At 59.5% G+C, this 26,031-nt stretch carries 23 protein-coding genes; 14 read left to right on the top strand and 9 right to left on the bottom strand.

The window, feature by feature from the left end:
• Nucleotides 1-70: 70 nt before the first annotated feature.
• From F6R97_RS13090 to F6R97_RS13080, 3 genes are all read left to right on the top strand, one after another.
• Nucleotides 71-1,999 carry an ATP-dependent DNA helicase RecQ gene (locus F6R97_RS13090; protein ID WP_050681819.1) on the top strand — a complete coding sequence of 643 codons (1,929 nt, stop codon included), beginning with the start codon at nucleotides 71-73 and terminating at the stop codon, nucleotides 1,997-1,999.
• A gap of 227 nt (nucleotides 2,000-2,226) precedes the next feature.
• Nucleotides 2,227-3,453 carry a 3-hydroxyacyl-CoA dehydrogenase gene (locus F6R97_RS13085; RefSeq protein ID WP_050681820.1) on the top strand — a complete coding sequence of 409 codons (1,227 nt, stop codon included), beginning with the start codon at nucleotides 2,227-2,229 and terminating at the stop codon, nucleotides 3,451-3,453.
• A gap of 113 nt (nucleotides 3,454-3,566) precedes the next feature.
• Nucleotides 3,567-4,004: an acyl-CoA thioesterase gene (locus tag F6R97_RS13080; protein ID WP_409999795.1), complete on the top strand. Its 438-nt coding sequence runs from the start codon at nucleotides 3,567-3,569 to the stop codon at nucleotides 4,002-4,004.
• Nucleotides 4,005-4,073: 69 nt separating this feature from the next.
• Here F6R97_RS13080 and F6R97_RS13075 read toward each other — a convergent pair whose 3' ends face one another.
• From F6R97_RS13075 to F6R97_RS13060, 4 genes are all read right to left on the bottom strand, one after another.
• Nucleotides 4,074-4,559, bottom strand: a complete 486-nt coding sequence (locus tag F6R97_RS13075) for a glycine zipper domain-containing protein (RefSeq protein ID WP_048396028.1) — start codon at nucleotides 4,557-4,559, stop codon at nucleotides 4,074-4,076.
• A gap of 231 nt (nucleotides 4,560-4,790) precedes the next feature.
• Complete coding sequence (locus F6R97_RS13070; protein ID WP_048396029.1) at nucleotides 4,791-7,139, bottom strand: FdhF/YdeP family oxidoreductase; 2,349 nt, start codon at nucleotides 7,137-7,139, stop codon at nucleotides 4,791-4,793.
• Nucleotides 7,136-7,975 carry a formate dehydrogenase accessory sulfurtransferase FdhD gene (gene fdhD / locus F6R97_RS13065; RefSeq protein WP_007895222.1) on the bottom strand — a complete coding sequence of 280 codons (840 nt, stop codon included), beginning with the start codon at nucleotides 7,973-7,975 and terminating at the stop codon, nucleotides 7,136-7,138. Before fdhD ends, F6R97_RS13070 begins: the two co-directional genes overlap by 4 nt.
• A gap of 94 nt (nucleotides 7,976-8,069) precedes the next feature.
• Entirely contained in the window at nucleotides 8,070-8,957 is an 888-nt protein-coding gene (locus F6R97_RS13060) for a LysR family transcriptional regulator (RefSeq protein ID WP_048396030.1), read from the bottom strand.
• Between the two features lie 137 nt (nucleotides 8,958-9,094).
• Between F6R97_RS13060 and lysM the strand changes: the two genes are divergently transcribed.
• Complete coding sequence (gene lysM, locus F6R97_RS13055) at nucleotides 9,095-9,535, top strand: peptidoglycan-binding protein LysM (RefSeq protein WP_038978513.1); 441 nt, start codon at nucleotides 9,095-9,097, stop codon at nucleotides 9,533-9,535.
• A gap of 111 nt (nucleotides 9,536-9,646) precedes the next feature.
• On the opposite strand, the gene yrfG is transcribed toward lysM, so the two are convergent.
• Entirely contained in the window at nucleotides 9,647-10,309 is a 663-nt protein-coding gene (yrfG, locus tag F6R97_RS13050; RefSeq protein WP_315866644.1) for a GMP/IMP nucleotidase, read from the bottom strand.
• Nucleotides 10,310-10,399: 90 nt separating this feature from the next.
• Between yrfG and nudE the strand changes: the two genes are divergently transcribed.
• Both nudE and cysQ read left to right on the top strand, forming a co-directional pair.
• The gene (gene nudE, locus F6R97_RS13045) at nucleotides 10,400-10,966 is read left to right on the top strand and encodes an ADP compounds hydrolase NudE (protein WP_038978515.1); all 567 of its coding nucleotides are present in this window, start codon (nucleotides 10,400-10,402) and stop codon (nucleotides 10,964-10,966) included.
• On the top strand, nucleotides 10,963-11,796 hold the full coding sequence (cysQ, locus tag F6R97_RS13040) for a 3'(2'),5'-bisphosphate nucleotidase CysQ (RefSeq protein ID WP_038978516.1): 834 nt from the start codon (nucleotides 10,963-10,965) through the stop codon (nucleotides 11,794-11,796). Before nudE ends, cysQ begins: the two co-directional genes overlap by 4 nt.
• A 119-nt stretch (nucleotides 11,797-11,915) precedes the next feature.
• Here the strand turns inward: cysQ and F6R97_RS13035 are convergent, their stop codons facing one another.
• The 4 genes from F6R97_RS13035 to rfbC form a co-directional block, all read right to left on the bottom strand.
• Nucleotides 11,916-12,371 carry a thioesterase domain-containing protein gene (locus F6R97_RS13035; RefSeq protein WP_038978517.1) on the bottom strand — a complete coding sequence of 152 codons (456 nt, stop codon included), beginning with the start codon at nucleotides 12,369-12,371 and terminating at the stop codon, nucleotides 11,916-11,918.
• A gap of 40 nt (nucleotides 12,372-12,411) precedes the next feature.
• Nucleotides 12,412-13,806: a sigma-54-dependent transcriptional regulator gene (locus tag F6R97_RS13030; protein ID WP_050681824.1), complete on the bottom strand. Its 1,395-nt coding sequence runs from the start codon at nucleotides 13,804-13,806 to the stop codon at nucleotides 12,412-12,414.
• Nucleotides 13,803-15,611, bottom strand: a complete 1,809-nt coding sequence (locus F6R97_RS13025) for an ATP-binding protein (protein ID WP_038980191.1) — start codon at nucleotides 15,609-15,611, stop codon at nucleotides 13,803-13,805. The genes F6R97_RS13030 and F6R97_RS13025 overlap by 4 nt, the downstream gene beginning before the upstream one ends.
• A gap of 106 nt (nucleotides 15,612-15,717) precedes the next feature.
• Nucleotides 15,718-16,263 (bottom strand): dTDP-4-dehydrorhamnose 3,5-epimerase, encoded by a 546-nt coding sequence (rfbC, locus tag F6R97_RS13020; RefSeq protein ID WP_038978519.1) that lies wholly within the window; start codon nucleotides 16,261-16,263, stop codon nucleotides 15,718-15,720.
• A gap of 179 nt (nucleotides 16,264-16,442) precedes the next feature.
• On the opposite strand from rfbC, the gene F6R97_RS13015 reads away from it, so the two are divergent.
• The 8 genes from F6R97_RS13015 (at nucleotide 16,443) to F6R97_RS12980 (ending at nucleotide 26,001) form a co-directional block, all read left to right on the top strand.
• Nucleotides 16,443-19,355, top strand: coding sequence for an aminotransferase (locus F6R97_RS13015; protein WP_315866643.1), 2,913 nt, complete (start codon nucleotides 16,443-16,445; stop codon nucleotides 19,353-19,355).
• Nucleotides 19,356-19,658: 303 nt separating this feature from the next.
• Entirely contained in the window at nucleotides 19,659-20,537 is an 879-nt protein-coding gene (gene aguB, locus F6R97_RS13010; protein WP_038978521.1) for an N-carbamoylputrescine amidase, read from the top strand.
• Between the two features lie 3 nt (nucleotides 20,538-20,540).
• Nucleotides 20,541-21,647, top strand: coding sequence for an agmatine deiminase (gene aguA, locus F6R97_RS13005; RefSeq protein ID WP_315866642.1), 1,107 nt, complete (start codon nucleotides 20,541-20,543; stop codon nucleotides 21,645-21,647).
• Between the two features lie 245 nt (nucleotides 21,648-21,892).
• On the top strand, nucleotides 21,893-22,105 hold the full coding sequence (locus F6R97_RS13000) for a hypothetical protein (RefSeq protein ID WP_007895252.1): 213 nt from the start codon (nucleotides 21,893-21,895) through the stop codon (nucleotides 22,103-22,105).
• Between the two features lie 313 nt (nucleotides 22,106-22,418).
• Nucleotides 22,419-23,090: a DsbA family protein gene (locus F6R97_RS12995; protein ID WP_038978523.1), complete on the top strand. Its 672-nt coding sequence runs from the start codon at nucleotides 22,419-22,421 to the stop codon at nucleotides 23,088-23,090.
• Between the two features lie 17 nt (nucleotides 23,091-23,107).
• On the top strand, nucleotides 23,108-23,503 hold the full coding sequence (locus F6R97_RS12990) for a nuclear transport factor 2 family protein (RefSeq protein WP_038978524.1): 396 nt from the start codon (nucleotides 23,108-23,110) through the stop codon (nucleotides 23,501-23,503).
• Nucleotides 23,504-23,739: 236 nt separating this feature from the next.
• Nucleotides 23,740-25,026 carry an OprD family porin gene (locus F6R97_RS12985; protein ID WP_038978525.1) on the top strand — a complete coding sequence of 429 codons (1,287 nt, stop codon included), beginning with the start codon at nucleotides 23,740-23,742 and terminating at the stop codon, nucleotides 25,024-25,026.
• 228 nt (nucleotides 25,027-25,254) lie between these two features.
• Complete coding sequence (locus F6R97_RS12980) at nucleotides 25,255-26,001, top strand: 2OG-Fe dioxygenase family protein (RefSeq protein WP_008005252.1); 747 nt, start codon at nucleotides 25,255-25,257, stop codon at nucleotides 25,999-26,001.
• Nucleotides 26,002-26,031 lie beyond the last annotated feature (30 nt).

Genomic DNA, 26,031 nt, shown 5'->3' with positions numbered 1-26,031 from the left:
ACCTTTTCTCGACTCGCTGCGTTCGCCGGCTAGGCTTTGGGCTTCGCAGCGGTCAACGGAGTGACAGCTTATGCACAACACCCTGGAACAGGTTTTCGGTTATCCACAGTTTCGGCCCGGCCAGGAGGCGGCGGTCAGTGCTGTGTTGGCCGGGCGCTCGGCGGCGGCGATTTTCCCTACCGGTTCGGGCAAGTCTCTTTGCTATCAATTACCGGCCTTGTTGCTGCCGCACCTGACGTTGGTTGTGTCGCCCCTGTTGGCGCTGATGCAGGATCAGTTAGCGTTTTTGCAGCGCCACGGCATTGCGGCGGGCAGCATCGATTCGGCCCAGAGCCGCGATGACGCCAGCGATGTGATGGCCCGGGCCAAGTCTGGGGAATTGAAGATTCTGATGATTTCCGTGGAGCGCCTGAAAAACGAGCGCTTCCGCCATTTTTTGCAGCAAGTGCCCATCTCGCTGCTGGTGGTGGACGAGGCCCACTGCATCTCTGAATGGGGTCACAACTTCCGCCCCGACTACCTCAAGCTGCCGGACTACCAGCGCCAGTTCAACATCCCTCAGGCCTTGCTGCTGACCGCTACCGCGACACCCAAGGTGATCGCCGACATGGAGGCCAAATTCGCCATCGCCCCCGAGGATGTGGTGACCACCGGTTTCTACCGACCCAACCTCAACCTGTTGGTGGAACCGGTACGCGGCCAAGACAAGCGCCGACGCCTTGTCGAGTGGATGAGCCAGCGTCCCGGTCAGCCGAGCATCGTCTACGTGACCCTGCAGAAAACCGCCGAGCACATCGCCGAACATCTGGGACGCAACGGCATCCAGGCCGAGGCCTATCACGCCGGTTTGCCCCATGAGCAGCGGGAAGGGATACAGAAACGGTTCATGGGCGGGCAATCCAATTGCATCGTTGCCACCATTGCCTTCGGCATGGGCATCGACAAAAGCGATATTCGCAACGTGGTGCATTTCGATCTGCCTAAATCCATCGAAAACTACAGCCAGGAGATCGGCCGCGCCGGGCGTGACGGGCAGCCATCCGATTGCCTGGTGCTGGCCAACCGCGACAGCCTCAACGTGCTGGAGAACTTTGTCTACGGCGACACGCCGGAACGGGACGGCATTCGTTGCGTGCTCGAGGAGTTGCAAGCCGCTGTGCCCGAGGGGCAGTGGGAGTTTCTGCTGGGGCCGCTGGCCGATCAGAGCAACATTCGCCAGTTGCCGCTCAAGACCTTGCTGGTACAACTGGAGTTGCGCGGAATAATCGCACCGCGTTATGCCTATTACGCCGAATACCGCTTCAAGTATTTGCAGGAGCCCGAAGCATTGCTTGCCCGATTTGAAGGTGAGAGAAAGGACTTCGTCTCGGCGATCATCCAGACCTCCAGCCGCGCACGGACCTGGGCCACGGTGAATTTCGATGCGCTGTATGAGCAGTATTCCGCCGAGCGCAGTCGGGTGGTCAAGGCGCTGGATTACTTCCAGGAAAAGGGCTGGGTCGAGGTCGAAAGCAAGCAGATGACTGAGGTCTACAGCCTGCAGCAAGCGAACTTTGATCCCTCAAACCTGAGCGCTGAATTGCACGCCTACTTCACCCAACACGAGCGCACCGAGATCGCACGGATTCACGCCATGCTGGATCTGTTTGCCACTGACCACTGCCTGGGCTATCGCCTAGCGGAATACTTCGGTGACGAAAACGCACCGAAGCAGTGTGGGCATTGTTCCGTGTGTCACGGTCAGGTGGCGCGATTGCCAGCACCACCGGAATTGCCAGCGCTTGTGGATAAAAATTTCGAGGCGCTGTGTGGTGATTTTATCCACAGGCACGAGCAGCACACGGGCAACGTCCCGTCAGCTGAACGCGTAACAAGATTTCTGTGCGGGATCAGCGTGCCGCTGTTTACCAAGCTCAAGGCGCGGGCGATTCCGGGGTTTGCGGCGTTGGAGGATTATCCGTATGGCGACGTGCGGACGTGGACCGAGGCGCACCTCTAACTGTAGGCGCTGCCGAAGGCTGCGATCTTTTGATTTTTTTGCGGAATTGAACATGCCGAAAATCAAGATCAAAAGATCGCAGCCTTCGGCAGCTCCTACGGGGGAGTTGGTGTTTTTGAAAGTACATCCATCCCCTGAATGTCGCTCATCACAGGAATAAATTTCAAAAAAGCCCGGCGCCTGACTATGGTGAGGACTGTCTTTGGATCGATAACAAGAGAACAACCATGAGCCAGACACCGTTCGATATTCAGCGCGCCGCCGTGATCGGCGCGGGCACCATGGGCCGTGGCATTGTCATGTGCCTGGCCAACGCCGGGGTGCCGGTGCAATGGGTCGATAACAATCCGCAGATGCTTGAGCAGGCACTGACCAGCGTGGCTGAGACTTACGCCCACAACGTGCGTCAGGGACGGATCGATCAGGCCGAGGCTGATGCGCGTATTGCACGGGTGACGGCGGCTGCCGATTACGCGGCGATCCGTGATGTCGATCTGGTCATCGAAGCGGTTTACGAAAACCTCGAGTTGAAGCAGAAAATTTTCCGCGAACTTGATGGCCTGATGAAACCTGAAGCGATTCTGGCCAGCAATACCTCGGCACTGGACATTGACGCGATTGCTGCTGCCACTCGCCGTCCGCAGCAGGTCCTGGGCCTGCATTTCTTCAGCCCGGCGCACATCATGAAATTGCTGGAAATTGTGCGCGGCGCCCAGACGGCGCCGGCGGTGCTTGATGCGGCGCTGGTGCTGGGCAAGCGCATGGGCAAGGTCAGCGTGGTGTCGGGCAACTGCCATGGCTTCATTGGCAACCGCATGCTGCATCCGTACGTGCTCGAAGCGCGCAAGATGCTGCTGGAGGGCGCTTTGCCTTATCAGGTGGATGCGGCGCTGCAAGGTTTTGGTTTCGCCATGGGGCCGTTTCGCATGTACGACGTGGTTGGCATCGACCTAGAGTGGCGTGCTCGGGAGCTGGCTGGCAAGGGCCAGGATGCGCCGGAGGTTCAGGTGGACAACCGTTTGTGCGAGCTGGGGCGTTTCGGTCAGAAAAGTGGTGATGGGTATTACCACTACGAACCGGGCAGTCGCCAGGCTGAGCACGATCTGGAAGTCGATGCGCTGGTACTGGAAGTCAGCGAAGGGTTGGGGTTCCAGCGTCGCGAGATCGGCCCTGAGGAGGTTCTGGAGCGTTGTTTGCTGGCGCTGGTCAACGAAGGGGCGAAGATTCTTCAGGAAGGTATTGCGACGTCGGCGCACGACATTGATCTGGTCTACCTCAACGGTTATGGCTTCCCGGCGGAGAAGGGCGGGCCGATGGCCTGGGCAGATCAGCAAGGGTTGGAAGATATTCATCTGCGGTTGTTGCAGCTTGAAACCAAGCAGGGCGATCACTGGGCGCCGGCGCGGTTGATTGGTGAGCTGGCGGCGCAGGGTAAAGGGTTTGCCGGCATGTGATACTGATCATTCCCACGCTGCGTGGGAACGCCTCGATGGACGCTCTGCGTCCGCTCCTGAATGTGACGCAGAGCGTCACGGGCTGCATTCCCACGCAGAGCGTGGGAACGATCATGAAAGGACCCGCTCCGATGCCCCAACGCACCGACTACCCCCACTTCCAGCCCATCACCACCCGCTGGCACGACAATGACGCCTACGGTCACGTCAACAACGTCACCTACTACAGCTTTTTCGACACGGCGGTGAACACCTACCTGATCGAAATCGGCGGCCTGGATATCCATGACGGCGAAGTGGTGGGTTTTGTGGTCAGTTCGGCCTGCGACTACTTTGCCTCTATCGCTTTCCCGGACCGGATCGAGGTCGGCCTGCGGGTCGGCAAATTGGGTAACAGCTCGGTGCAATACGAATTGGCGGTGTTCAAGGCAGGCGAAGATGAAGCCTGTGCGGCGGGGCGGTTCGTGCACGTGTTTGTGGATCGGGCGTCGAATCAACCAGTGGCGATTCCTGCCGGATTGCGCGGGGCGTTGGAGCGCCTGGTGGTTTGAGGGGCAAAAAAAATCGCAGCCCGAGGGCTGCGATTTTTTGATCTACCGGTAAACGGGGCGATTCAAGCCTCAGTCGCGATAGCGATGTTTATGCTTGCGATGACCATAGGCATGGCCGCGACCCGGGTGGCCGTCACGGTAGTAGCGACGATCATCATGACCACGACGATAGGAACGACGATCATCATCGTCATCGCTCTTGTTGCCCATGTAGTTACCCAGCGCGCCACCGGCGCCGCCGCCTGCTGCGGAGCCGATCAGGCTGCCCGTGGTGCCGCCCATGCTGCGGCCGACCACGTTACCGCCTGCTGCGCCCAACGCACCGCCAATGGCGGCTTCGCCACGGCTGCGTTTGTCTGCGCCGACTGCGCTACCACCCGCACCGCCCAGGGCCGCGCCAATGGTTGAACCTGTACTGCCGCCTAGCGATTGACCGACGACCGAGCCAAGAACCCCGCCCAATGCGCCGCCCACACCTGCTTCGGTGGTGCCGCCTGCAGAAGCGAAGCCACTGACCAGGCCAAGGGACAACAAGAGAATCGAGGAGAACTTCATAGAGGAACCTCAAGGGGATGACGGCGCGATCCTGAGGCTGAGTCATGGTTGTGACAACCGAAATCCGACGAGTAACACGACTTGAGCACAATTCTATAAGTTACTGTTTTTTGGGTGGAACTTAAGTGTTTTTCGCCGGTCTTTAACTACTTCGCAAAGGCCGTTTCTGTACAGAAACGGCCTTTTTTGTGGGCGTTTGATAGTTGTCGCGTCAGCAACATCGCTAAAAGATCAGGCCGACTTGGCCATGATCAACCCAGTCTCACTCGCCGCCTCCAACCGAATCGCCACAAACTTCGACGTCGGCGTATGGCTGCCATCCCCGGTGCTTTCCAGCGGCACCAGTGGGTTCACTTCCGGATAGTAAGCGGCCGCTTGCCCGGCAGGAATATCAAACGCCAGCAGCGTGAAGCCCTTCACCCGGCGCTCACGGCCATCATCCCAGATCGAAACGATGTCTGCCTTCTGCCCCGGTTTGAAGCCCAGGCGAATGATGTCGGCCTCATTGACGAACAACACATCCCGCTGACCTTTCACCCCGCGATAACGGTCATCAAGACCATAAATGGTGGTGTTGTACTGATCGTGGGAGCGCATCGACTGCATGATCAGGTCCGGCAATACCCCGGTGGCGCGGGTGCGTTCGTGCACCAGGTCTTTGGGCAGAATGTTCGGACGGAAATTGGCCCGCCCCGACGGGGTATTCCAGCGACGTGCGCCGGCGCTGTTGCCCAGGTAGAAACCACCCGGGTTCTGGATTTTCTCGTTGAAGTCCCGGAAGCCCGGGATGGTGTCGGCAATCAGATCGCGGATGCGGCTGTAATCGGCCACCAGCCAGTTCCAGTCCACCGGTTTGCTGCCCAGGGTCGCGGCGGCGATGCCGGCGATGATTGCAGGCTCCGAGCGCATCTGGTTCGACAGCGGCTGCAGCTGACCGTTGGAGGCGTGGACCATGCTGAACGAGTCTTCCACGGTCACCGCTTGGGCGCCTTCGGTCTGGATGTCGATGTCGGTACGGCCGAGGCACGGCAGGATCAGCGCGTCTTTACCATGGGCCAAATGGCTGCGGTTGAGCTTGGTGCTGATCTGCACGGTCAGGTCGCAGTTGCTCAAGGCCTGGAAGGTCCGTGGGCTGTCCGGGGTGGCTTGGGCGAAGTTGCCGCCCAGGCCGATGAAGACTTTTGAGCGGCCGTCGGCCATGGCGTGAATCGCCTCGACCACGTTGTGGCCGTTTTCACGCGGCACTTTGAATTGGAAGCGGCGCTCCAGAGAATCGAGGAACGCCACCGGCGGACGTTCGTTGATGCCCATCGTCCGGTCGCCTTGCACATTGCTGTGGCCACGTACCGGGCACAGACCGGCGCCCGGCCGACCGATGTTGCCGCGCAGCAGCATCAGGTTGGCGATTTCCTGGATGGTCGGCACCGAATGACGATGCTGGGTAATGCCCATGGCCCAGCACATGATCACGCTCTTGCCTTTGGCGTACATGCGCGCCGCTTGCTCGATCTCCAACAGCGTCAGGCCGGACTGCTCGACGATCTGCTCCCATGGGGTGTCGTCGATGACGCCCATGTATTCCAGCACGTTGATCGCATGTTCATTGAGGAAGTCGTGATCGAACACCGCCGGGGCACCTGACTTCTGCGCGTCGCGCTCCCATTGCAGCAAAAATTTCGCCATGCCGCGCAGCACCGCCATGTCGCCGCCCAGTGCCGGACGGAAGTACGCCGTGTTGGTCGGCTTGTCGCCGTTGGTGAGCATTTCCAGCGGATGCTGCGGATGCTGAAAGCGTTCCAGGCCGCGTTCTTTCAGCGGGTTGACGCACACCACCTGAGCGCCACGTTTCACCGCTTCGCGCAGGGGCTCAAGCATCCGCGGGTGGTTGGTGCCGGGGTTCTGGCCCCAGACGAAAATCGCATCGGCGTGTTCGAAATCATCGAAGGTCACGGTGCCTTTGCCAACGCCGACACTTTGCGCCAAAGCCACACCGCTGGCCTCGTGACACATGTTCGAGCAGTCGGGAAAGTTGTTGGTGCCGAAGGCTCGCACGAACAGCTGATAGAGGTACGCCGCTTCGTTGCTGGCGCGGCCCGAAGTATAGAACTCAGCTTGATCCGGGCTCGACAGGCCTTGCAAATGTTTACCGATCAACGCGAAGGCGTCTTCCCAGCTGATGGGTTTGTAGCGATCGGTCTCGGCGTCATAGCTCATCGGCTCGGTCAATCGGCCTTGATACTCAAGCCAGTAGTCGCTCTGCTCCAGCAGCGAGCTGACGCTGTGTTTGGCGAAGAACGCGCCGTCGACACGCCGTTTGGTCGCTTCCCAGTTCACCGCTTTGGCGCCGTTCTCGCAGAACATCACCATGCCTTTTTCCGGAGAATCGCCCCAGGCGCAACCGGGGCAGTCGAAGCCGCCGTTCTGGTTGGTCTTGAGCATTATGCGGAGGTTTTTCAGCGCGTTGTCGCTGGTCAACCAGGCCTGGGCGACGCTGATCAGCGCGCCCCAGCCACCGGCTGGGCCTTTGTAGGGCTTGTAGCGGGGGACGGGTTTCTGGTCGGCTTGACGGTGTTGACTCACGCTTGATTCTCCAACGCTGGGCTGTAGACCCGTGGTGCATTTTTCTGCGGCAGGTGGATGAGGTTGAGGTTGTGACGACGGGCCCATTGCACGGCAAGGCTCGTGGGCGACGACAGGCTGACCAGGGTCTGGATCCCGGCGCGTAAAACTTTCTGGATCAATTCAAGACTGCAACGACTGGTGACAATCGCCAGGCCACCAGTGGTCGGGATCTTCTGGCGGATCAACCCGCCGATCAGTTTGTCGAGGGCGTTGTGCCGGCCGATGTCTTCACGGCCCAGCAGCAGTTCGCCGTTGCCGTTCATGAACACCGCCGCATGCACCGCGCCGCAATGCTGGCCCAGCGGCTGGAATTCGCCGATGCGCTGGCGCAGGCCGTCCAGCCATTCGGCCGGGGGCAGCGGGGCGCCGGGCAATACTTTGAGGTCGGGCAGCGCTTGCTCTACCGCTTCCACACCGCAGAGGCCACAACCGCTGGTGCCAGCCAGTTGCCGACGCTGCTGCTTGAGGTTCCAGAAGGCGCGATTGGCGATGGTCACTTGCGCGTATTGCGCCGAACCTGTGCCACTGAGTTGCAGGTCGTAGATATCTGAAGCGTCTTCGATGATGCCGCTGCCGAGGCTGAAGCCGACGATGAAGTCTTCAAGATCCGTTGGCGTCACCAACATGACTGCCTGGCTGATGCCGTTATAGGCGATCGCCAATGCGACTTCTTCGGCCAGCGCGGTGCTGGCCGATTCGGTGTATTCAAGGTTGCAGTAACTGTAGGTCTGGCTTGCGGCGGTCGCGGGCGTTTCAACGGCAGGCGCCGCGCGGGCAGGGCGCTTGGCGTTCATTAGGCATCACCGACGGTTTGGTCAGCTTTAAGCCTAGGCGTGTCAACTTGTCGCGTCTAATTGCTATTACTGATCTGCCGATAGATGGGGTCGATCAAGAGTCTGTCAGTGATTGTTGATAGATCGCGAAACAGGCTTCTGCGAGCGCCGAACGTGGAGCACTGCGACGCATGATCAGCCCCAGCCGGGCGAGGGTCTGGGCACTCTCGATGGGTTGGAGGCGCAAGTGATCGGTGAGATTTTCGAGACCACCATCCAGCGGCATCACGGCACAACACAGACCGCCGTGTACTGCTTGTAACAATTGGTGGACTGAATCGGTTTGCAGCAACGGTTGGGGGGCCAAGCCACGACTGTGGAAGTTATGGTCGATGGACTGGCGAAAATGCATGCCGCTGGTGAGCATGCCCAGCGGCAGTTCAATCAATGATTTCCAGCTTAAGGGCGCGTCGCCGAAACTGAAGAAACGCTGATCGTAAAGCAATCCCATACGGGTTTCGCTGAAGGCCAGGGAGTCGAAACGCTCACCGTCCAGGCGTTCCAGGTAGGACACGCCGAGATCGAGGCGATTGTTCGCCAGCTGTTCGAGGATCTGCTCGGAACTCAGGGCCGAGAGTTCGAAGCGCAGGTTCGGGTGCTCGGCGTGCAGGCGCTGCATCAGCGGTACCGGGTCGAAACTCGACAGCGGCACCACGCCCAGACGCAACGTACCCACGAGGTTGCCGCGACAGGCTGCCGCCTCGGCCTGCAAACCGTCGTAAGCCGCCAGCACCGTGCGCGCCCACGCCAGCACACGCTCGCCCGGCGCGGTAAAACCTTCGAAGCGCTGGCCGCGGTTGACCAGCGGCAGTTCGAGTTCTTCTTCGAGGCTGCGCAGACGCATGGACAGGGTCGGTTGGGTGATGTGACAACGCGCGGCGGCCTGGCCGAAGTGCCGGGTTTCGTCGAGAGCGATGAGGAATTTGAGCTGCTTGATGTCCATCTTCGCTCCAGGGCGTGGGCAAGGTTTGCGATTCTACCGCCTGCGCGGGGTTGGGTCATTGGTCGGCTGGGAGCCGGGCTTCGCAAGGCTGGTCTAGTCTTTGGCGTCTGGAACCTAAACCCCAAGGAGAGTGCACCATGAGTATTTTTAGCTTTGTGAAAGAAGCAGGCGAAAAACTTATCGATCTGCTGACACCTGGCAATGCGAATGCCAGCGAGCAACTGAAGGAACACATCAGCAAGGTCGGCCTGGGTAATCCGAATGTTCAGGCGACCATCGAGGGCGACAAAGTCATCGTCACCGGTGAAGTGGCGAGTCAGGAAGAGAAGGAAAAGATTCTGTTGGCCGTGGGCAATATTGCCGGTGTTGGCAGCGTGGATGACCAGATCACCGTAACAGGTCCGGTTGCTCAGGCGGCGCGGTTCGTCACCGTTAAAAAGGGTGACACCCTCAGCGCGATTTCCAAGGCTGAATACGGCGACGCAAACAAGTACAACAAAATCTTCGAGGCCAACAAGCCAATGCTTTCGCACCCGGACAAGATCTATCCGGGGCAGGTGTTGCGGATTCCCGAATAATGTGAGGCCCGTAGGAGCTGCCGAAGGCTGCGATCTTTTGATCTTGGCAATATTGAAGCTGCCGAAGATCAAGATCAAAAGATCGCAGCCTTCGGCAGCTCCTACAGGGGATCATAGCCCTGCGAGAAGGTCTCTATAATCCCCCACCGCCGCAAACTCGGCCGTGTCCTTCGGCCCTTTGCGGCTGTCCGGCTCGCTCACGGCCAGCAGATGCGCCACGCCAAAATTGCGCGCACTGCGCAGAATCGGCAACGTATCGTCGATAAACAGACTGCGCGTCGGGTCGAAGCCGATGTCGGCTTGCAAGGCATCCCAGAACTGCGGGTTTTCTTTGGGGAAACCGTAATCGTGAGAGCTGATCAACCGCTCGAAATACGGCGCCAGTTCAATTCGTTCCAGCTTCAATGACAGCGAGTCGCGGTGGGCGTTGGTGATCAATACCACGCGTTTTCCGGCCCGTTTGATCGCCGCCAGAAAAGTGTCCGCATCCGGGCGCAGGGCGATCAGGTGCGCGGTTTCCAGTTTCAGTTCGCGCACCGACAGCTTCAGCTCGGCGCTCCAGAAGTCCAGGCAGTACCACTGCAACTGACCGGCATTGCGTTCGAACAGCGGCTGCAATTCCAGTTCCGCCATGGCCCGGCTCACCCCATGCAGCTCGGCATAACGCTGGGGCAGGTGCTCCATCCAGAAATGGTTGTCGTAGTGCAGGTCCAGCAACGTGCCGTCCATGTCCAGCAAAACGGTATCGATGTCGCGCCAGGGCAGCAGGGACATAAAAAACTTCTCCAGCGGTAAAAAAGATATCCGAGGTAAACAATCAGGATAGGCCGGGTATAGTAACGCGTTCACGCCAAGGAGCCTCCCATGCGCCAGAAACCCACCGTACTCGCCCGCGAGATCGTCGCCACCAGCCGTTTGTTCTGTGTCGAAGAGCTGAAGTTGCGCTTTTCCAATGGCGTGGAGCGTACTTACGAGCGTCTGGTCGGCAAAGGCACCGGTCATGGCGCGGTGATGATCGTGGCGATGCTCGACGCGGACCACGCGGTGTTGGTGGAAGAATACTGCGGCGGCACTGATGCCTATGAACTGTCCCTGCCCAAAGGCTTGATCGAGCCGGGCGAAGACGTGTTGGCGGCGGCCGAGCGGGAGCTCATGGAGGAGGCCGGGTATGGCGCGCGGCAGCTGGAACATCTGACCGAGTTGTCGTTGTCACCCGGCTACATGAGCCAGAAGATCCAGGTGGTGCTGGCCACCGACCTGTACGAGGAACGCCTGGAGGGTGACGAGCCCGAGCCGATGGGGGTGGACAAGATCAACCTGCGTGAATTGTCTGCCCTGGCGCAGAACCCGCGATTCACCGAGGGCCGTGCCTTGGCGGCGCTGTATCTGGCCCGTGACTTACTGACTCAACGTGGGGTGTTTTTGCCGTGAACCTGAATTTTCCCCATCCGTTGATGGCGCCGGTCGTTGAACTGGCTTTGAAGGCTGGCGAGGCGATCCTGCCGTTCTGGCGCGTCAACGTTGCCGTGACTGCAAAGTCCGATGATTCCCCGGTCACCGCCGCCGACATGGCCGCTCATCATCTGATTCTGGCCGGGCTGACGGCGCTGGATCCGAGCATTCCGGTGCTGTCCGAAGAGGACGCCAATATCCCCCAGAGCGTGCGCGCTGGCTGGCAGCGCTGGTGGCTGGTCGATCCGTTGGACGGGACCAAAGAGTTCATTTCCGGCAGCGAAGAGTTCACCGTCAACATTGCGCTGATCGAGCAGGGGCGTGTGGTGTTTGGCGTGGTGTCGATGCCGACCAACGGGCGCTTTTATGTCGGTGGTGCCGGGTTGGGTGCCTGGCGTGGCGATAAAGGTGCCGAGCCGTTGCCGATTCAGGTTCGCGAGATTCCGGCTGCGGGTGAAGTGTTCACGGTCGTCGCCAGTCGCCGGCATTCGAGCCCTGAGCAGGAACGGTTACTCGCGGGGTTGAGCGACAGCCTGGGTGAACTGCAACTGGCGAATATCGGCAGTTCGTTGAAGTTTTGCCTGCTGGCGGAAGGGGCGGCGGATTGTTATCCGCGGTTGGCGCCGACTTCGCAGTGGGACACGGCGGCTGCGCAAGGTGTGCTGGAAGGTGCGGGCGGTGAGGTGTTGGATTTGAATGGTGAGCCGTTCTGTTATCCGGCGCGGGAGTCGTTGTTGAATGGATTCTTTCTGGCGCTACCGGCTAAGGCTGCGTGGCGGGAGAAGTTGTTGGCGTTGGCTCGGGGTTGAAGATCAAAAAGATCAAAAGATCGCAGCCTCGTTTCACTCGACAGCTCCTACACAGCTCCTGCAGGGGGCGCGTTTCTCTGTAGGAGCTGTCGAGTGAAACGAGGCTGCGATCTTTTGCTTTACCGGTGAAGGACGTACTGCCCGGTAAACTTCACCGCATCCTCTTCACTCCCGGTATTCACGATCCGCGAATGCAGCGTCAGCCGCGCCCGCCCATACCGCTCATACATCGCCAAAAACTTCTTCCACACGGCCGCACTCGGTGCCTGACAAATCGCCGTCGCGTCCATGGTGACCGGCAGCGGGTAGCTGATCTGCCCTTCCTGAATCACGATGTGCCCGTCTTCAATGCCTGCTTCGTGCAAACGCAAATGCAACCAGCCCCAGCCGGCCAACACTGCGCCGCAATACAGGCTGCCACCGAACATGGTGCTCTTGTGATTGACGTTGGCCTCCAGCGGCAGGTGCAGGCGCAGTTGTTGGTCGTGCCAGTCGAGCACTTTGAGGCCCATCTTCCGCGTGAGGGGGATGTCGGAATGGAGGATCGATTCCAGGTGACGACTGTCGCGGTTCATTCGCGGGCCTTTTGTTTGAAGGGGATGATTTTACGGTAGCTCAATCAAGGTCGTCGGTGGGGCTGCTGGCGCCGGCGTCGGCGAAGCTCAGGCCATGCTTGCGCAGTTTGTCATGCAAGGTTTTGCGCGGAATCCCGAGCGCTTCGGCGAGGCTGCGCACGGAACTGTGCGAGCGCGTCAGTTCGGCGGCAATCAGGCTTTTCTCGAAGTTCTCCACTTGCTCGCTCAGACCGCCGCTGACCACTTCAACCGTGTTGCCGACGCCGCCATCCGGCGTGTTGTTGTCCAGCGCCAGTTCAAGGCCCAGGGCAAAGCGCTCGGCGGCGTTCTGCAGTTCACGCACATTGCCTGGCCAGGTGTGACGTAGCAGCAGCGCCCGGTGCCCCGGTTGCAATTCGTGGGGTGGTAAACCGTGGCGGGCGCTGGCTTCGTCGGCGAAATGCTGGAACAGCATCAGCGCATCTTCGCCCCGTTCGCGCAGCGGCGGAATGCGCAGCGGCGCGACGTTCAGGCGGTAATACAAGTCGGCACGAAAGCGCCCCTGATCGGCGGATTGACGCAGGTCTTCCTTGGTCGCGGCGATGATGCGAATGTCCAGCGGGATCAGCTGGTTGCCGCCCAAGCGCTCGACCACCCGCTCTTGCAGCAAACGCAGCAGTTTCACCTGCACATCCAGGCTCATGCTTTCGATTTCATCAAGGAACAACGTGCCGCCGTTGGCGAATTCGAACTTGCCGATGCGGCGCTTCTGCGCACCGGTGAAGGCGCCGGGCTCGTGACCGAACAGCTCGCTTTCCACCACCGACTCGGCCAGGGCCCCGGCGTTGATCGCCACGAATGGACCGTTACGCCGACTCGACAGGTCGTGCAGCGCGCGCGCCACCACTTCCTTGCCCGCACCTGTTTCGCCGAGGATCAGCACGTCGGCCTTGGTCGCCGCCAGTGCGCCAATCTGCTCACGCAGGCGCAGCATCGGCGCTGATTGCCCGACCAGTCGAGCGCTGAGTTCGTTGCGATCGCTCAGGGCCAGACGCAGGCTGCGGTTGTCCAGCACCAGCCGACGCAGATCCAGGGCACGACGCACGCTGTCGAGCAGGGAGTCGCTGGCGAAAGGTTTTTCCAGAAAGTCATAGGCCCCGGCGCGCATGGCTTGTACCGCCAGCGGCACATCGCCGTGGCCGGTGATCAGCAGCACCGGCAGCTCCGGGTCCTGGGCGTGGAGTTCGGTCAGCAGTTCGAGGCCGTCCATGCCCGGCATGCGGATGTCACTGACCACCACCCCCGGCCAGTCACGTTCCAGTTGCCCGGCCAGGCCTTTGGCTTCAGCCAGCGGCAGGATCTTCAGGCCGGCCAGGTCCAGGGTCTGGCTCAGGGCTTGGCGCAGGTGGGGATCGTCGTCGATCAACACGACCTGGATGCGGTTGTCGATGGTCATGCACTTCGGTCCTCGGACGGTTGCAGGCTCACGCCCGGTGCGCCTGCGCGCAGTTTCAGGGTAATCAGGGCGCCCCCTTCCTTGTGGTTGGAGAACGACAGTTCACCACCGAAGGCGCGCATCAGGGTGTCGCAGATCGCCAGCCCCAGCCCAAGCCCCTGAGTGCGGGTCTTGGTGGTGTAGAAGGGCTCGCCGGCACGACCCAGCGCTTCCAGGCAGAACCCGGGGCCGTTGTCGCGAATGTACAGATTGACGCCATCGGCGGTGGATTCGGCACTCAACCAGAGTTTTCGCGGCGGTCCTTTTTCCGTCAGGGCATCGAGGGCATTGGCCAGCAGATTGCCGAGTACCTGGCGCAGACGGGTTTCCCCGGCCTCGACCCACAGAGTGGCGGCCGGCAGGTCACGGATCAGCTCGACCTCCATGCTGCGCCTACGCTTGGCCAGTAACGCCAGCGCGTCGTCCAGTGCCGGTTGCAGGGCCACGCTTTCCGGGGCGTGGCGATCACGTCGGGCGAAGGCGCGCAGGTGGGCGATGATCGAGGCCATGCGTCCGGTCAATTCGCTGATCAGCTTGAGGTTGCCGCGAGCATCCTCGGTGCGCTGATGATCGAGCAGCACTTCGGCGTTTTCCGCGTAGCTGCGAATTGCCGCCAACGGTTGGTTGAGTTCATGGCTGATGCTCGCCGACATCGTCCCCAGCGCCGAGAGCTTGCCGGCCTGCACCAGGTCGTCCTGAGCGCGCACCAGCTCCTGCTGGGCATGTTCGCGCTCCAGCACTTCCTGCTTCAGTCGACGGTTGAGGCCTTCGAGGTCGCTGGTCCGTTCGGCGACCCGGCCTTCCAGTTCATGGCGGGCCTTGGCTTCGAAGGCGATCCGCTCCAGGTAATGGCGCCGGCGTTGCATCATCAGGCCGAGCAGCAGCATCAATACCAGCAGCGTTGCGCCGCCGATGGCCACGACCGTGCGTACCGGGCGGTCGATCAGGGTACGCGGTGCAAGGATACTGACGCTCCAGCCGGTTTCTTCAATCTGCCGGGTTTGGGTCAGCCAGGCGTTCGCGTCGAGATTCAACGGCTTTGGGTCGCGGGTCGGGTAGGGTTGAATCGCGGTGATGGCCTCGCGCTCTGCGTCGCTCAATGGGCGGGTCGAGCGGAAACGCCACTCGGGCCGTGACGTGAGGATGACCACGCCATTGTGATCGGTCACCAACAGTTGTTCCGGGGTTTTGCCCCAGAGGCTTTCGGTGTGGTCGAGGTCGACCTTGACCACCAGTACGCCGATGATTTTTTCGCGATCACGTATCGCCGCCGCAAAGAAGTAACCGCGCTTGGCCGAGGTCGTGCCCAGGCCGAAGAAGCGCCCCAAACGCCCGGCCATGGCCTCGCTGAAATAAGGACGGAAAGCGAAATTGCGGCCAACGAAGCTGTCGTGTTTGTCCCAATTGGAGGCCGCCAGCGTCTTGCCCGTGGTGTCCATCAGGTACATGACTTCGGCGCCGGTCTGGGCACTGATGTTTTTCAGCAGGCGATTGGCATTGCCCTGAATCACGCCCTCGTCGGGCGCGGCCAACGTCGTGCGCAGGGCGGGCAGCTCGCCGAGAATCTGCGGCAACACTTCATACCGATGCAGGGTGCCCAGCAGGTTGGCGACGTAGAGGTCGAGGGTCTGACGGTTCTGCCCGGCCAGTTCGCTGCGGTAGTAACGCTCGGCCAGATGCTCCAGCGGCCACAGCAAGGGCGCCAGGCACAACGCGAGCAGCGCCAGGCTGCGCCAGCGGGGTCTGCGGGGGAGGGTCGGAGTCATGAGCATCAAGCGCCTGGGGGTACAGATGCATTATGCCTAGGCTTGCGGGCGCAGTCTGCGCACCTGGGATCAAGTGCGCGATGGCGGTGAAAATTCACACAGAAATTCAGGAAAAGACTTCAGCGTCCTTGAAGAACGCGGCGGACTGATCCTTGGCGGACAGTTTCGGTGCTTCGTCCAGCTGCCAGTCGATGCCCAGGTCCGGATCGTCCCAGCGAATGCTGCGCTCGGCCGACGGGGTGTAGTAGTCGGTGGTTTTGTAGAGGAACTCGGCGAAATCGCTCAACACCACGAAACCATGGGCAAAACCTTCCGGTACCCATAATTGGCGATGGTTGTCGGCGGACAGGCGCACCGCCACCCATTTACCGAAATGCGGCGAGCTGCGGCGAATGTCCACCGCCACGTCCAGCACTTCACCAGCGGTGACGCGGACCAGTTTGCCCTGAGTGTTCTCCAGCTGGTAATGCAAGCCGCGCAGTACACCTTTTTGCGAGCGGGAATGGTTGTCCTGAACGAACCGGGTGTTCAGGCCGGTTGCCTCTTCGAAAGCCTTGGCGTTGAAGCTCTCATAGAAGAAACCGCGCTCGTCACCAATTACCTTGGGTTCGATGATCAGAACACCGGGCAGGTCGGTGGTGACTACGTTCATGGGTGTTTCTCCAGCAATAGGCGTGATGGCCGGCATTCTCACGCAAAGTGGTGGTTGGTGCGAGTGGTGTGGTGAAGAGAGTTGCGCGGGCATTTGATTCGCGCCAACCAGGAAGGGGGTTGCGTATCGCCCCAAGCAGTGGCGATATAAGCGCCTAATAAAATTTCAGGGGTCGTTGTATGCCGCTCGCCACTTTGATTCACCGCGCCAGTCTGCCCAGCCCGCAGGTGTCTGTGGCGCAAGCGCTTGAGCTGCTGGAAGAGCATTACGGGCTGAGCGGGCGATTGCAGGCGCTTGGGAGCCAGCAGGATCTCAATTTCCGGGTCGACAGCGAGCAGGGACGTTTTGTCCTGAAAATCTGCCGTGGCGATTATTCGACGCTGGAGCTGCAAGCTCAGCACGCGGGGCTCAAGCATCTGGCTGAACATCCCGGCGTGCAGGTGCCACGAGTTATCCCTGCCAAAAACGGCGCCGACCTGCTCTCCCTTGAGGTTGGGGGCCAGGCGGTGCACATGCGCCTGCTCGATTACATCGAAGGTCAGTCCCTGACGCACCTTGATCATCTAGATCATTCAGTGGTTGCCGGTTTCGGTCGGCTCTGCGGCGAAATGGACCTGACGCTGGCCGGTTTCGATCATCCGGGGCTTGAGCGCACCCTTCAATGGGACGCCCGCCACGCTAACGCGTTGATCGCGCATTTGCTGCCAGTGATCAAGGATGAGCGGCAACGAGCGTTGATTGCTGAAGCGGCCGAACAAGCCGAGCGTCATTTGCAGCCGCTGGTGGATAAGCTGGCGGTGCAGGCGATTCATATGGATATCACCGACGACAACGTGGTCTGGCAGAGGGATTCGCAGCGGCAATGGCAGTTGCAGGGCGTCATCGATTTCGGCGACCTGGTCCGAACCTGGCGGATCACTGATCTGTCGGTGACCTGCGCGGCGCTGCTGCACCATGCCGAGGGCGACCCGTTCTACATTTTGCCGGCGGTTCGGGCTTACCACGCGGTCAATCCGTTACAGCATGAAGAGTTGCTGGCGCTCTGGCCGCTGATCGTTGCGCGCTCGGCGGTGCTGGTGCTGAGTGGCGAACAGCAGGTCAGCATCGATCCGGGCAATGAGTACAGTCGTGACAACCTGACCCATGAGTGGGAAATTTTCCGCGTTGCCACGTCGGTGCCGTTGGAATTGATGGAGGCGGCGATTCTTACCGCCGTCGGTCAAAGCCTGCCGAGCATCGGCAGTGAAAACTTCGCGCCATTGTTGCCGAGTCTGGTGGGGCGTGAATTTGCGCTGATCGATCTGGGTGTGCTCAGTCCGCATTTCGAGGCGGGTAACTGGGAGCAGCAAGGGATCGATCTGCGTTTGTTGACGGAAGCCGCCTCGGCTCACGGTCTGGCGGCCAGTCGATATGGCCAGTATCGTCTGTCCCGCACTCGGCCGGACTGTGCCAGCGAACCGGATACTTTCCCGTTACACGTTGCATTGCGAGTCCCCGACGGCACGGCGGTCGAAGCGCCGTTTGCCGGGGTTATCCATATCGAAGGGGAGAACCTGCTGCAACTGGACGGCCCAGAGCTCAGCGTCCGATTGTGGGGTGTGGCCCCATCGGTACGCAGTAGCGCGGCGCTGGTCAAAGGCCAGGTGCTGGGCTCGGTCAGCGGGCCGTTGATCGTGCAGTTGTGCCGAAGCGCTCAGCTAGACGCGCCATTGTTTTGTACGCCTTCGCGCGCGGCAGCCTGGCAGGCGTTGTGTCCTTCACCTGCCGCGTTGCTGGGTCTTGCCTGTGATGCGGAAGAAGAACTCGACCCGCAGACATTGCTCGCCCGCCGTGACGCGAGTTTCGCTCGCTCCCAAAAACACTATTACGTCGACCCGCCGCGCATCGAGCGTGGCTGGCGCAATCACCTGATCGACATGCAGGGCCGTTCTTACCTCGACATGCTCAACAACGTCGCGGTCCTGGGTCATGGCCATCCGCGGATGGCTGCCGTTGCCAGCCGGCAGTGGTCGTTGCTCAACACCAACTCGCGTTTTCACTACGCGGCGATTGCCGAGTTTTCCGAGCGTTTGCTGAAGCTGGCACCGGACAACATGGATCGCGTATTTCTGGTCAACAGCGGTACCGAGGCCAATGACCTGGCGATTCGCCTGGCTTGGGCTTATAGCGGCGGTCGCGACATGCTCAGTGTGCTGGAGGCCTATCACGGCTGGTCGGTGGCGGCGGATGCGGTCTCGACTTCGATTGCCGACAACCCCAAGGCCTTGAGCAGCCGTCCGGACTGGGTGCATCCGGTGACTGCGCCGAATACCTATCGCGGTGAATTTCGTGGCGTCGACAGCGCACCGGAGTACGTGCGCAGCGTAGAGCACAACTTGGCGAAAATCGCCGAGCAAAAGCGCCAATTGGCCGGCTTCATCTGCGAGCCGGTGTATGGCAATGCCGGCGGTATTTCACTGCCGCCGGGCTATTTGAAGCAGGTCTATGCGCTGGTCCGCGCTCAGGGCGGGGTATGCATCGCCGATGAGGTACAGGTCGGTTACGGCCGCATGGGCAAATTCTTCTGGGGCTTCGAAGAACAGGGCGTGGTGCCGGACATCATCACCATGGCCAAAGGCATGGGTAACGGCCAGCCGTTGGGCGCAGTCATTACCCGTCGGGAAATTGCCGAAGCTCTGGAGGCGGAGGGCTACTTCTTCTCGTCGGCCGGTGGCAGCCCGGTCAGTTGCCGGATCGGCATGGCAGTGCTGGATGTGATGGAAGAAGAAAAACTTTGGGAAAACGCCCAGGTTGTGGGCGGGTATTTCAAGGAGCGTCTTGAAGCGTTGATCGACCGGCATCCGTTGGTGGGGGCGGTGCATGGTTCTGGTTTCTATCTGGGCGTGGAGTTGATCCGCAATCGAGAAACCCTGGAGCCCGCGACTGAAGAAACCACGGCGTTGTGCAATCGCCTTCGTGAGTTGGGGATCTTCATGCAGCCGACTGGCGATTACTTGAACATTCTCAAGATCAAGCCGCCGATGGTTACGTCGCGTCAAAGCGTGGATTTCTTTGTCGACATGCTGTCGAAGGTTCTCGAAGAAGGGCTGTAAACAGAGGCCCCTGTGGGAGCGAGCTTGCTCGCGATATCGGTCTTACATTCAACATCAATGTTGGCTGGTCTGGCCTCATCGCGAGCAAGCTCGCTCCCACAGGGATTGTATTTAAATTCGATTATTATCTGGGTTAAGTGAGTAGTTTTTGACGGATTGAGTATTTATCGCTTTAAAAGCCGATTTTTATCGGCTATAAAGTCGCCATTGCCCAAGGTGTGGATGAACCACGCCCGGTGCTGCCTCTTTCTGTCATCGGTCGATGCCACCCTCGACCTCAAGCACTTGCCCAGGAGATGATTCATGAGCCGTATCGTTACCGTCGCCGCTACCCAGATGGCCTGTTCCTGGGACCTTGAAGCCAACATCGAGATCGCTGAGAAGCTGGTCCGTGAGGCTGCGGCGAAAGGCGCGCAAATCATCCTGATCCAGGAGTTGTTCGAGGCGCCGTACTTCTGCCAGAAACCGAACCCGGATTACCTGCAGCTGGCCACGACCGTTGAAGATAACGTCGCCATCAAGCACTTCCAGAAAGTCGCCAAAGAACTGCAGGTTGTTTTGCCAATCAGCTTCTACGAACTGGCCGGCCGCGCACGTTTCAACAGCATCGCAATCATCGATGCCGACGGCAGCAACCTCGGGATTTATCGTAAAAGCCACATCCCGGACGGCCCTGGCTACCACGAAAAGTACTACTTCAACCCGGGCGATACCGGCTTCAAAGTCTGGAACACCCGTTACGCGAAAATCGGCGTGGGCATCTGCTGGGATCAGTGGTTCCCTGAGTGCGCCCGCAGCATGGCGCTGCAAGGCGCGGAAATCCTGTTCTACCCGACTGCCATCGGCAGCGAGCCACACGACAAGACCATTTCGTCCCGCGACCACTGGCAGCGCGTGCAACAGGGCCATGCCGGCGCCAACCTGATGCCGCTGATTGCCAGCAACCGCATCGGCAACGAAGAGCAGGACGGCTACGACATTACCTTTTACGGCTCGTCGTTCATTGCCAACCAGTTTGGCGAGAAAGTCCAAGAGCTGAACGAAACAGAAGAAGGCATTCTGGTTCACAGTTTCGACCTCGATGAGCTGGAGCACATCCGCAGCGCATGGGGCTCGTTCCGTGACCGTCGCCCGAACCTGTACGGCGCGATCAAAACCCTCGACGGTTCCCTGGAGTCCTGAACCATGACCACTTTGAACAGCACCCCTCGCACCGACGGCTTTTACATGCCAGCCGAATGGGCGCCGCAAACCCAGGCCTGGATGGTCTGGCCCGAGCGCCCTGACAACTGGCGCCTGGGCGGCAAACCGGCACAAGCCGCGCATGTAGCGGTGGCCAAGGCCATCGCGCGTTTCGAACCGGTGACCGTGGCGGTTTCCGCCGGCCAGTACGAAAATGCTCGTGCCCGTCTCGATGTGCCGAATATTCGTGTGGTGGAGATGTCCAGCGATGACGCCTGGGTTCGGGATACTGGCCCGACGTTCGTCATCAACAATCGCGGCGAAGTCCGTGGTGTGGATTGGGACTTCAATTCCTGGGGCGGTTTCGACGGTGGTCTGTATTCGCCGTGGAACCGTGACTCCCAAGTGGCGGGCAAGATCCTCGAAATCGAGCGCAGCCCGCGCTACCGCGCCGAAGGTTTTGTGCTCGAAGGCGGCTCGATCCATGTCGATGGCGAAGGCACCCTGATCACCACCGAAGAGTGCCTGCTCAACCGCAATCGCAATCCACACATGGACCGTGCACAAATCGAAGCGGTGCTCAGCGCCAATCTGGCTGTGGATAAGATCATTTGGCTGCCGGACGGTTTGTTCAACGACGAAACCGACGGCCATGTGGATAACTTCTGCTGCTACGTGCGTCCGGGCGAAGTACTGCTGGCCTGGACCGACGACCCGCAGGACCCGAACTACCCGCGCTGTCAGGCGGCAATGAACGTGCTGCAAAACAGCACCGATGCCAAGGGGCGCCCATTCACGGTGCACAAGATGCCGATTCCGGGGCCGCTGTATGCCACCGAAGACGAGTGCGCAGGTGTCGATCCGGTGGATGGCACTCAGGAACGCAATCCAACCGTTCGTCTGGCCGGCTCTTATGTGAACTTCCTGATCGTCAACGGCGGCATCATCGCGCCGAGCTTCGACGACCCGTTGGACGGTCCGGCCAAAGAGATTTTGCAGGCTTTGTTTCCGCAGCACGAAGTGGTCATGGTGCCGGGTCGCGAACTGTTACTGGGGGGCGGTAACATCCACTGCCTTACCCAACAACAGCCCGCGCCGCACAAGGAGTGAGTGAGGTCGTAACAGCCTGAGTTGATTGAAGAATCGATTGAGCAACGATTTAACCTCGTTATTTCACGGAAAGCCCGCAGCCCATCAGGACCGCGGGCTTTTTTGTATCCACTTGTCGACACTTCGAAAACATTGGCACAGCTCTTGTATCTTCGATGGGGTAACACGGGGAGGGAGAGAACTTCGATGTTCTGTCATAAACCTTGGATAAGTTAGCCGCTCACAAACCAGGAGAGAGCGCTGAGATGAACGCCGAAATGAACGTCGTGAGCGAGCACGCAATGCATCCCCTGGCAGTTAACAGCGAATCGCTCCAGGTCTTGGCGCAGTGGTTGAAGTCCAATGGAACGCGTCAGATCAGGGAACCTGATCCGCGCCGGATGATGATCGAGCGCTACCCCGCTGGTTTATTCAGCGAGGCGGAACTGGAAGCACTGTGGGATGTGATGGAAGGATAAGAAGAAAAACAACGGATTGATAAAAGCGCTGCCGGGAAGGCGGCGCTTTTTTTTGTCTGTTGGAAATGTTGGCGCTTGTTATGACGCCAGGATCAAAAGATCGCAGCCTGCGGCAGCTCCTACATAGATCGGCGTAGGAGCTGCCGCAGGCTGCGATCTCTTGATCTTGCTAACGGCCATAACCCGGCGGAAAACGAAAAGCATTCGACCGATTCATGAAACAGACTGAAAGCCATTCCAGCGTTTTTCCGAAACTGTCTGGGGATTAATCTGCCGGCATTGAGTTTTCCTACTTTGTTGCCGGAGTCTTCCCATGATCCTTCACTACATTTACGACCCATTGTGCGGCTGGTGTTACGGCGCCAAACCGCTGGTGCAGGCCGCCCAAAGCGTGTTGCCGGTGATCGCCCATGGTGGTGGCATGATGACCGGCGCCAACCGCCAGACCGTTTCGCCACAACTGCGCAATTACGTCATGCCCCATGACCGACGCATCGCCGAGTACACCGGCCAGCCGTTTGGCGAGGCGTATTTTGAGGGTCTGCTGCGCGATGAGACGGCAGTGTTCGATTCCGCGCCGCCGATTGCCGCTGTGCTGGCAGCCGAGCAGATCGCTGGCCGCGGGCTAGCGTTGCTGGGGCGTTTGCAGACGGCTCATTACGTGGAAGGTCAACGCATCGCTGACGAAGCGGTTCTGCTGGAACTCGCCACACAGACCGGCCTTGAACCTGAGGCGTTCCAACAAGCATTTGATGAAGCCGACATCGAGCACCATATCAAGGACAGTCGCGCACTTTTGGCCAAGGTCGGTGGACAGGGTTTCCCGACTTTTGCGCTGGAACAGGATGGCCAGTTCACCCTGGTCGACATCGGCCCGTGGCTCGGCAAGCCGCAAGCTTTCGCCCAATGGCTGGGTCAGTCGTTTGCGGCGAAAGAGTCTTCATCCGCGTTTCAAACCTGTGGCCTCGACGGCTGCGCCCATTGAATTCAGCTGGAGTCACCATGGATAACCTTAGCCTGATCAAAAGCACGTACGAAGGCGCCAACTCCCAGGAGAACGCTCGCAATACCGCCGCGGCGCTGGCCGATGACGCCCGCTGGACAGAAGCGGCGGGTTTCCCCTACGCCGGGACCTACGTCGGTTTCGACGCTATCGTCGAAAATGTCTTCAAGCGCCTGGCCACCGAGTGGGAAGATTTTCAGTTCAAGGTCGAGAACTACGTCGCACAGGGCGACAAGGTGTTTGCCTACGGCAATTACAGCGGAATCTACAAAACCACCGGTCGCCCGATGAATGCTCGAGTCGCTCACTTGTGGACCCTGGCCGATGGCAAAGTCACGCATTTCGAACAATTCGTCGACAGCCACACCGTGCAATTGGCTATCGCTGACAAGTGATTTCTTAGACGATTTTCGCCTATTCACAGACGATTCCTGAAATTGACACCTTATTAAGGGCGCGGATAGGATGCGCCCCACGCCTGTGGCTAACCGCCATGACTCACAAAACAATAAAAGGCCCGCCCGCGAATTTTCGTGGGCGGGCCTTTTTGTTTTTGAGTGAAAAAAGAGCGCGATAGCGCCATTTCAGTTGTTCGACACAGCGCGTATCAACCCGTAATAAGGAAAATAACATGTTGAACAAGCGAATCAGCCTGATCGCATTGGGGATGTTGAGCGCCACTCAGGCCATGGCTAACGACCAGGCCGAGTCCAAGGGTTTTGTTGAAGACAGCAGCCTCAAAGTGCTGCTGCGCAACGCCTATATCAATCGTGACTATAAAGACGGCAACCAGGACAAAGCCGAATGGGGCCAAGCGGCCATCGGTACTTTCTCGTCCGGTTTCACCCAAGGCACCGTCGGTGTGGGTGTGGACGCCTTCGGTCTGTACGCACTGCGTCTAGATGGTGGCAAGGGGCGCAGCGGCGCCGGTGGTATCGACTTCTTCAAGCAGGGCGATAGCGGCAACGCAGCTGACGACCTGTCGAAGGGTGGCGCGGCAGTCAAGTTCCGCCTCTCCAGCACCACGCTGACCTATGGCGACCAGATGCCGGCCCTGCCGGTGCTGAACTATGACAACTCGCGCCTGCTGCCAGAAAGCTACACCGGCACCCTGATCACCTCCAGGGAGATCAAAGGCCTGGAGCTGAACGCAGGTCGCTTCACCGCCGAATCGCGCAAAAGTGCTGAAGGCCGTGACAGCGGTGGCTTGAAGTCGATCAACGTGTTGGGCGGTAGCTACCAGTTCACCGAACAGTTCAAGGCTGCGCTGTACGCGTCCGACGTCGAAGACGTGCTGAAGAAACAGTACGTGAACGCCAACTACGTGTTCCCGATCGACAAGGATCAGTCCCTGACCCTGGACTTCAATGGCTACCGCACCAAGCTGGACGATTCCTACGTCCGCGAAAGCGGTGCTACCGGCGACGACAACAAGATCTGGAGCCTGGCAGCGACCTTCGCCACCGGCCCGCACTCGTTCACTCTCGCTCACCAACGCAGCACCGGCGACAGCAACCTGGGTTACGCCTACGGCGGCTACCAGAAGGATCAAGGTCGCGTCGGCGACGGCGGCAACACTATCTACCTGGCGAACTCCTACTGGTCCGACTTCAACGCCGAAGACGAACGCAGCTGGCAGTTGGGCTACGGTCTGGACTTCAGCGCCTTCGGTGTTCCTGGCCTGAGCTACAACTTTGCCTACGTGCGCGGTGACAACATCACCACCTCCACCAGCGAAGGCGGCACCGAGCGTGAGATCTTCAACCAGTTCAAGTACGTCGTGCAAAGTGGCCCGGCCAAAGACCTGAGCGTGAAGGTACGCAGCTCGATCCTGCGCGTGTCGCAGAAATCCAGCGAGTACAACGTCAGCGGCAACGAACTGCGCGTATTTGTGGATTACCCGATCAACATCTTCTGATGATCGGCTGAGTTCGAACTCGATAAAGACCCCGACTGGCTCGGGGTTTTTTTCGCCTCATGACCGTAAGAAAATACGAAAAATGGCTGTTTTCGATCGTAAAAAGTCGAATTGAAGCAACTTCATACCGCGTTTCAATCAACGCTTGATATGCCTGAAATTCTTTCTCATGGGCTGCAAATCCCGCACCTACTAGATTAAGCCGCTAAATGCAGTGGAGACCTAGTAATGATCGTTTTGAACAGAGAAGTTGGCGAATCGCTACGGCGCGACAAATATGTCAACGTCCAGGGAGCCGACTTCAATCTCTTCGGTCATTTTTCCGACTTCGTCAGATTGACCAAAAGTTGGGAAAGCATGGAGCCGGACAGTTATTACGGCCAGGCCGATGCGGGCATGCGTTTCCGTCGTTACAGCGACTTTGAATACAACCCGGTCACCCGTGACTTGACGCAGCTGGAACACCGCGCCTACGTGCAATCGAAGGCCAACAATAGCTACGTCGGCGGACTGGAGCGGCACTTCCAGGACTTCTCCAATGAAGTCATCAATTCGCCGGTGATGCGTAGCCTCATCGATGCGGATTTCGAGGTGTACAAAAACGTATTGCCGCCAGAGTTGCACGACGAAATCTGGCAATGCCAGATCCATCAGATCCGCATCGAAATCAAGCCAGGCAAGCAACTGGAAATTACCCCTGAAGGTATTCACTGCGACGGTTATCCGTTCAGCGGTGTGCATTTCTGGGGCCGCAACAACGTGGATGGGGCGGAGAGTCGTTTGTATTCGGCCCAAGAGGAACAACTGGCGGCGACGACCTATCTGGAAATCCTCGACACCACCTACTTCCTCGATCGCGATATGCGTCACTACGTGACACCGGCACGCAACACCCACGCTCACGAAATGGCCTATCGGCAGATTCTTGCCATTTCCTTCTCGCGGCCCGGGACCGCTTTCGACATTGTTCGCTGAACAGCTAGACCCCATGCACATCGCCGAGTG

The sequence above is a fragment of the Pseudomonas sp. JV414 genome (assembly GCF_032424305.1).
GTDB lineage: Bacteria > Pseudomonadota > Gammaproteobacteria > Pseudomonadales > Pseudomonadaceae > Aquipseudomonas > Aquipseudomonas lini.
This window is presented reverse-complemented; position numbering and strand designations above follow the sequence as displayed.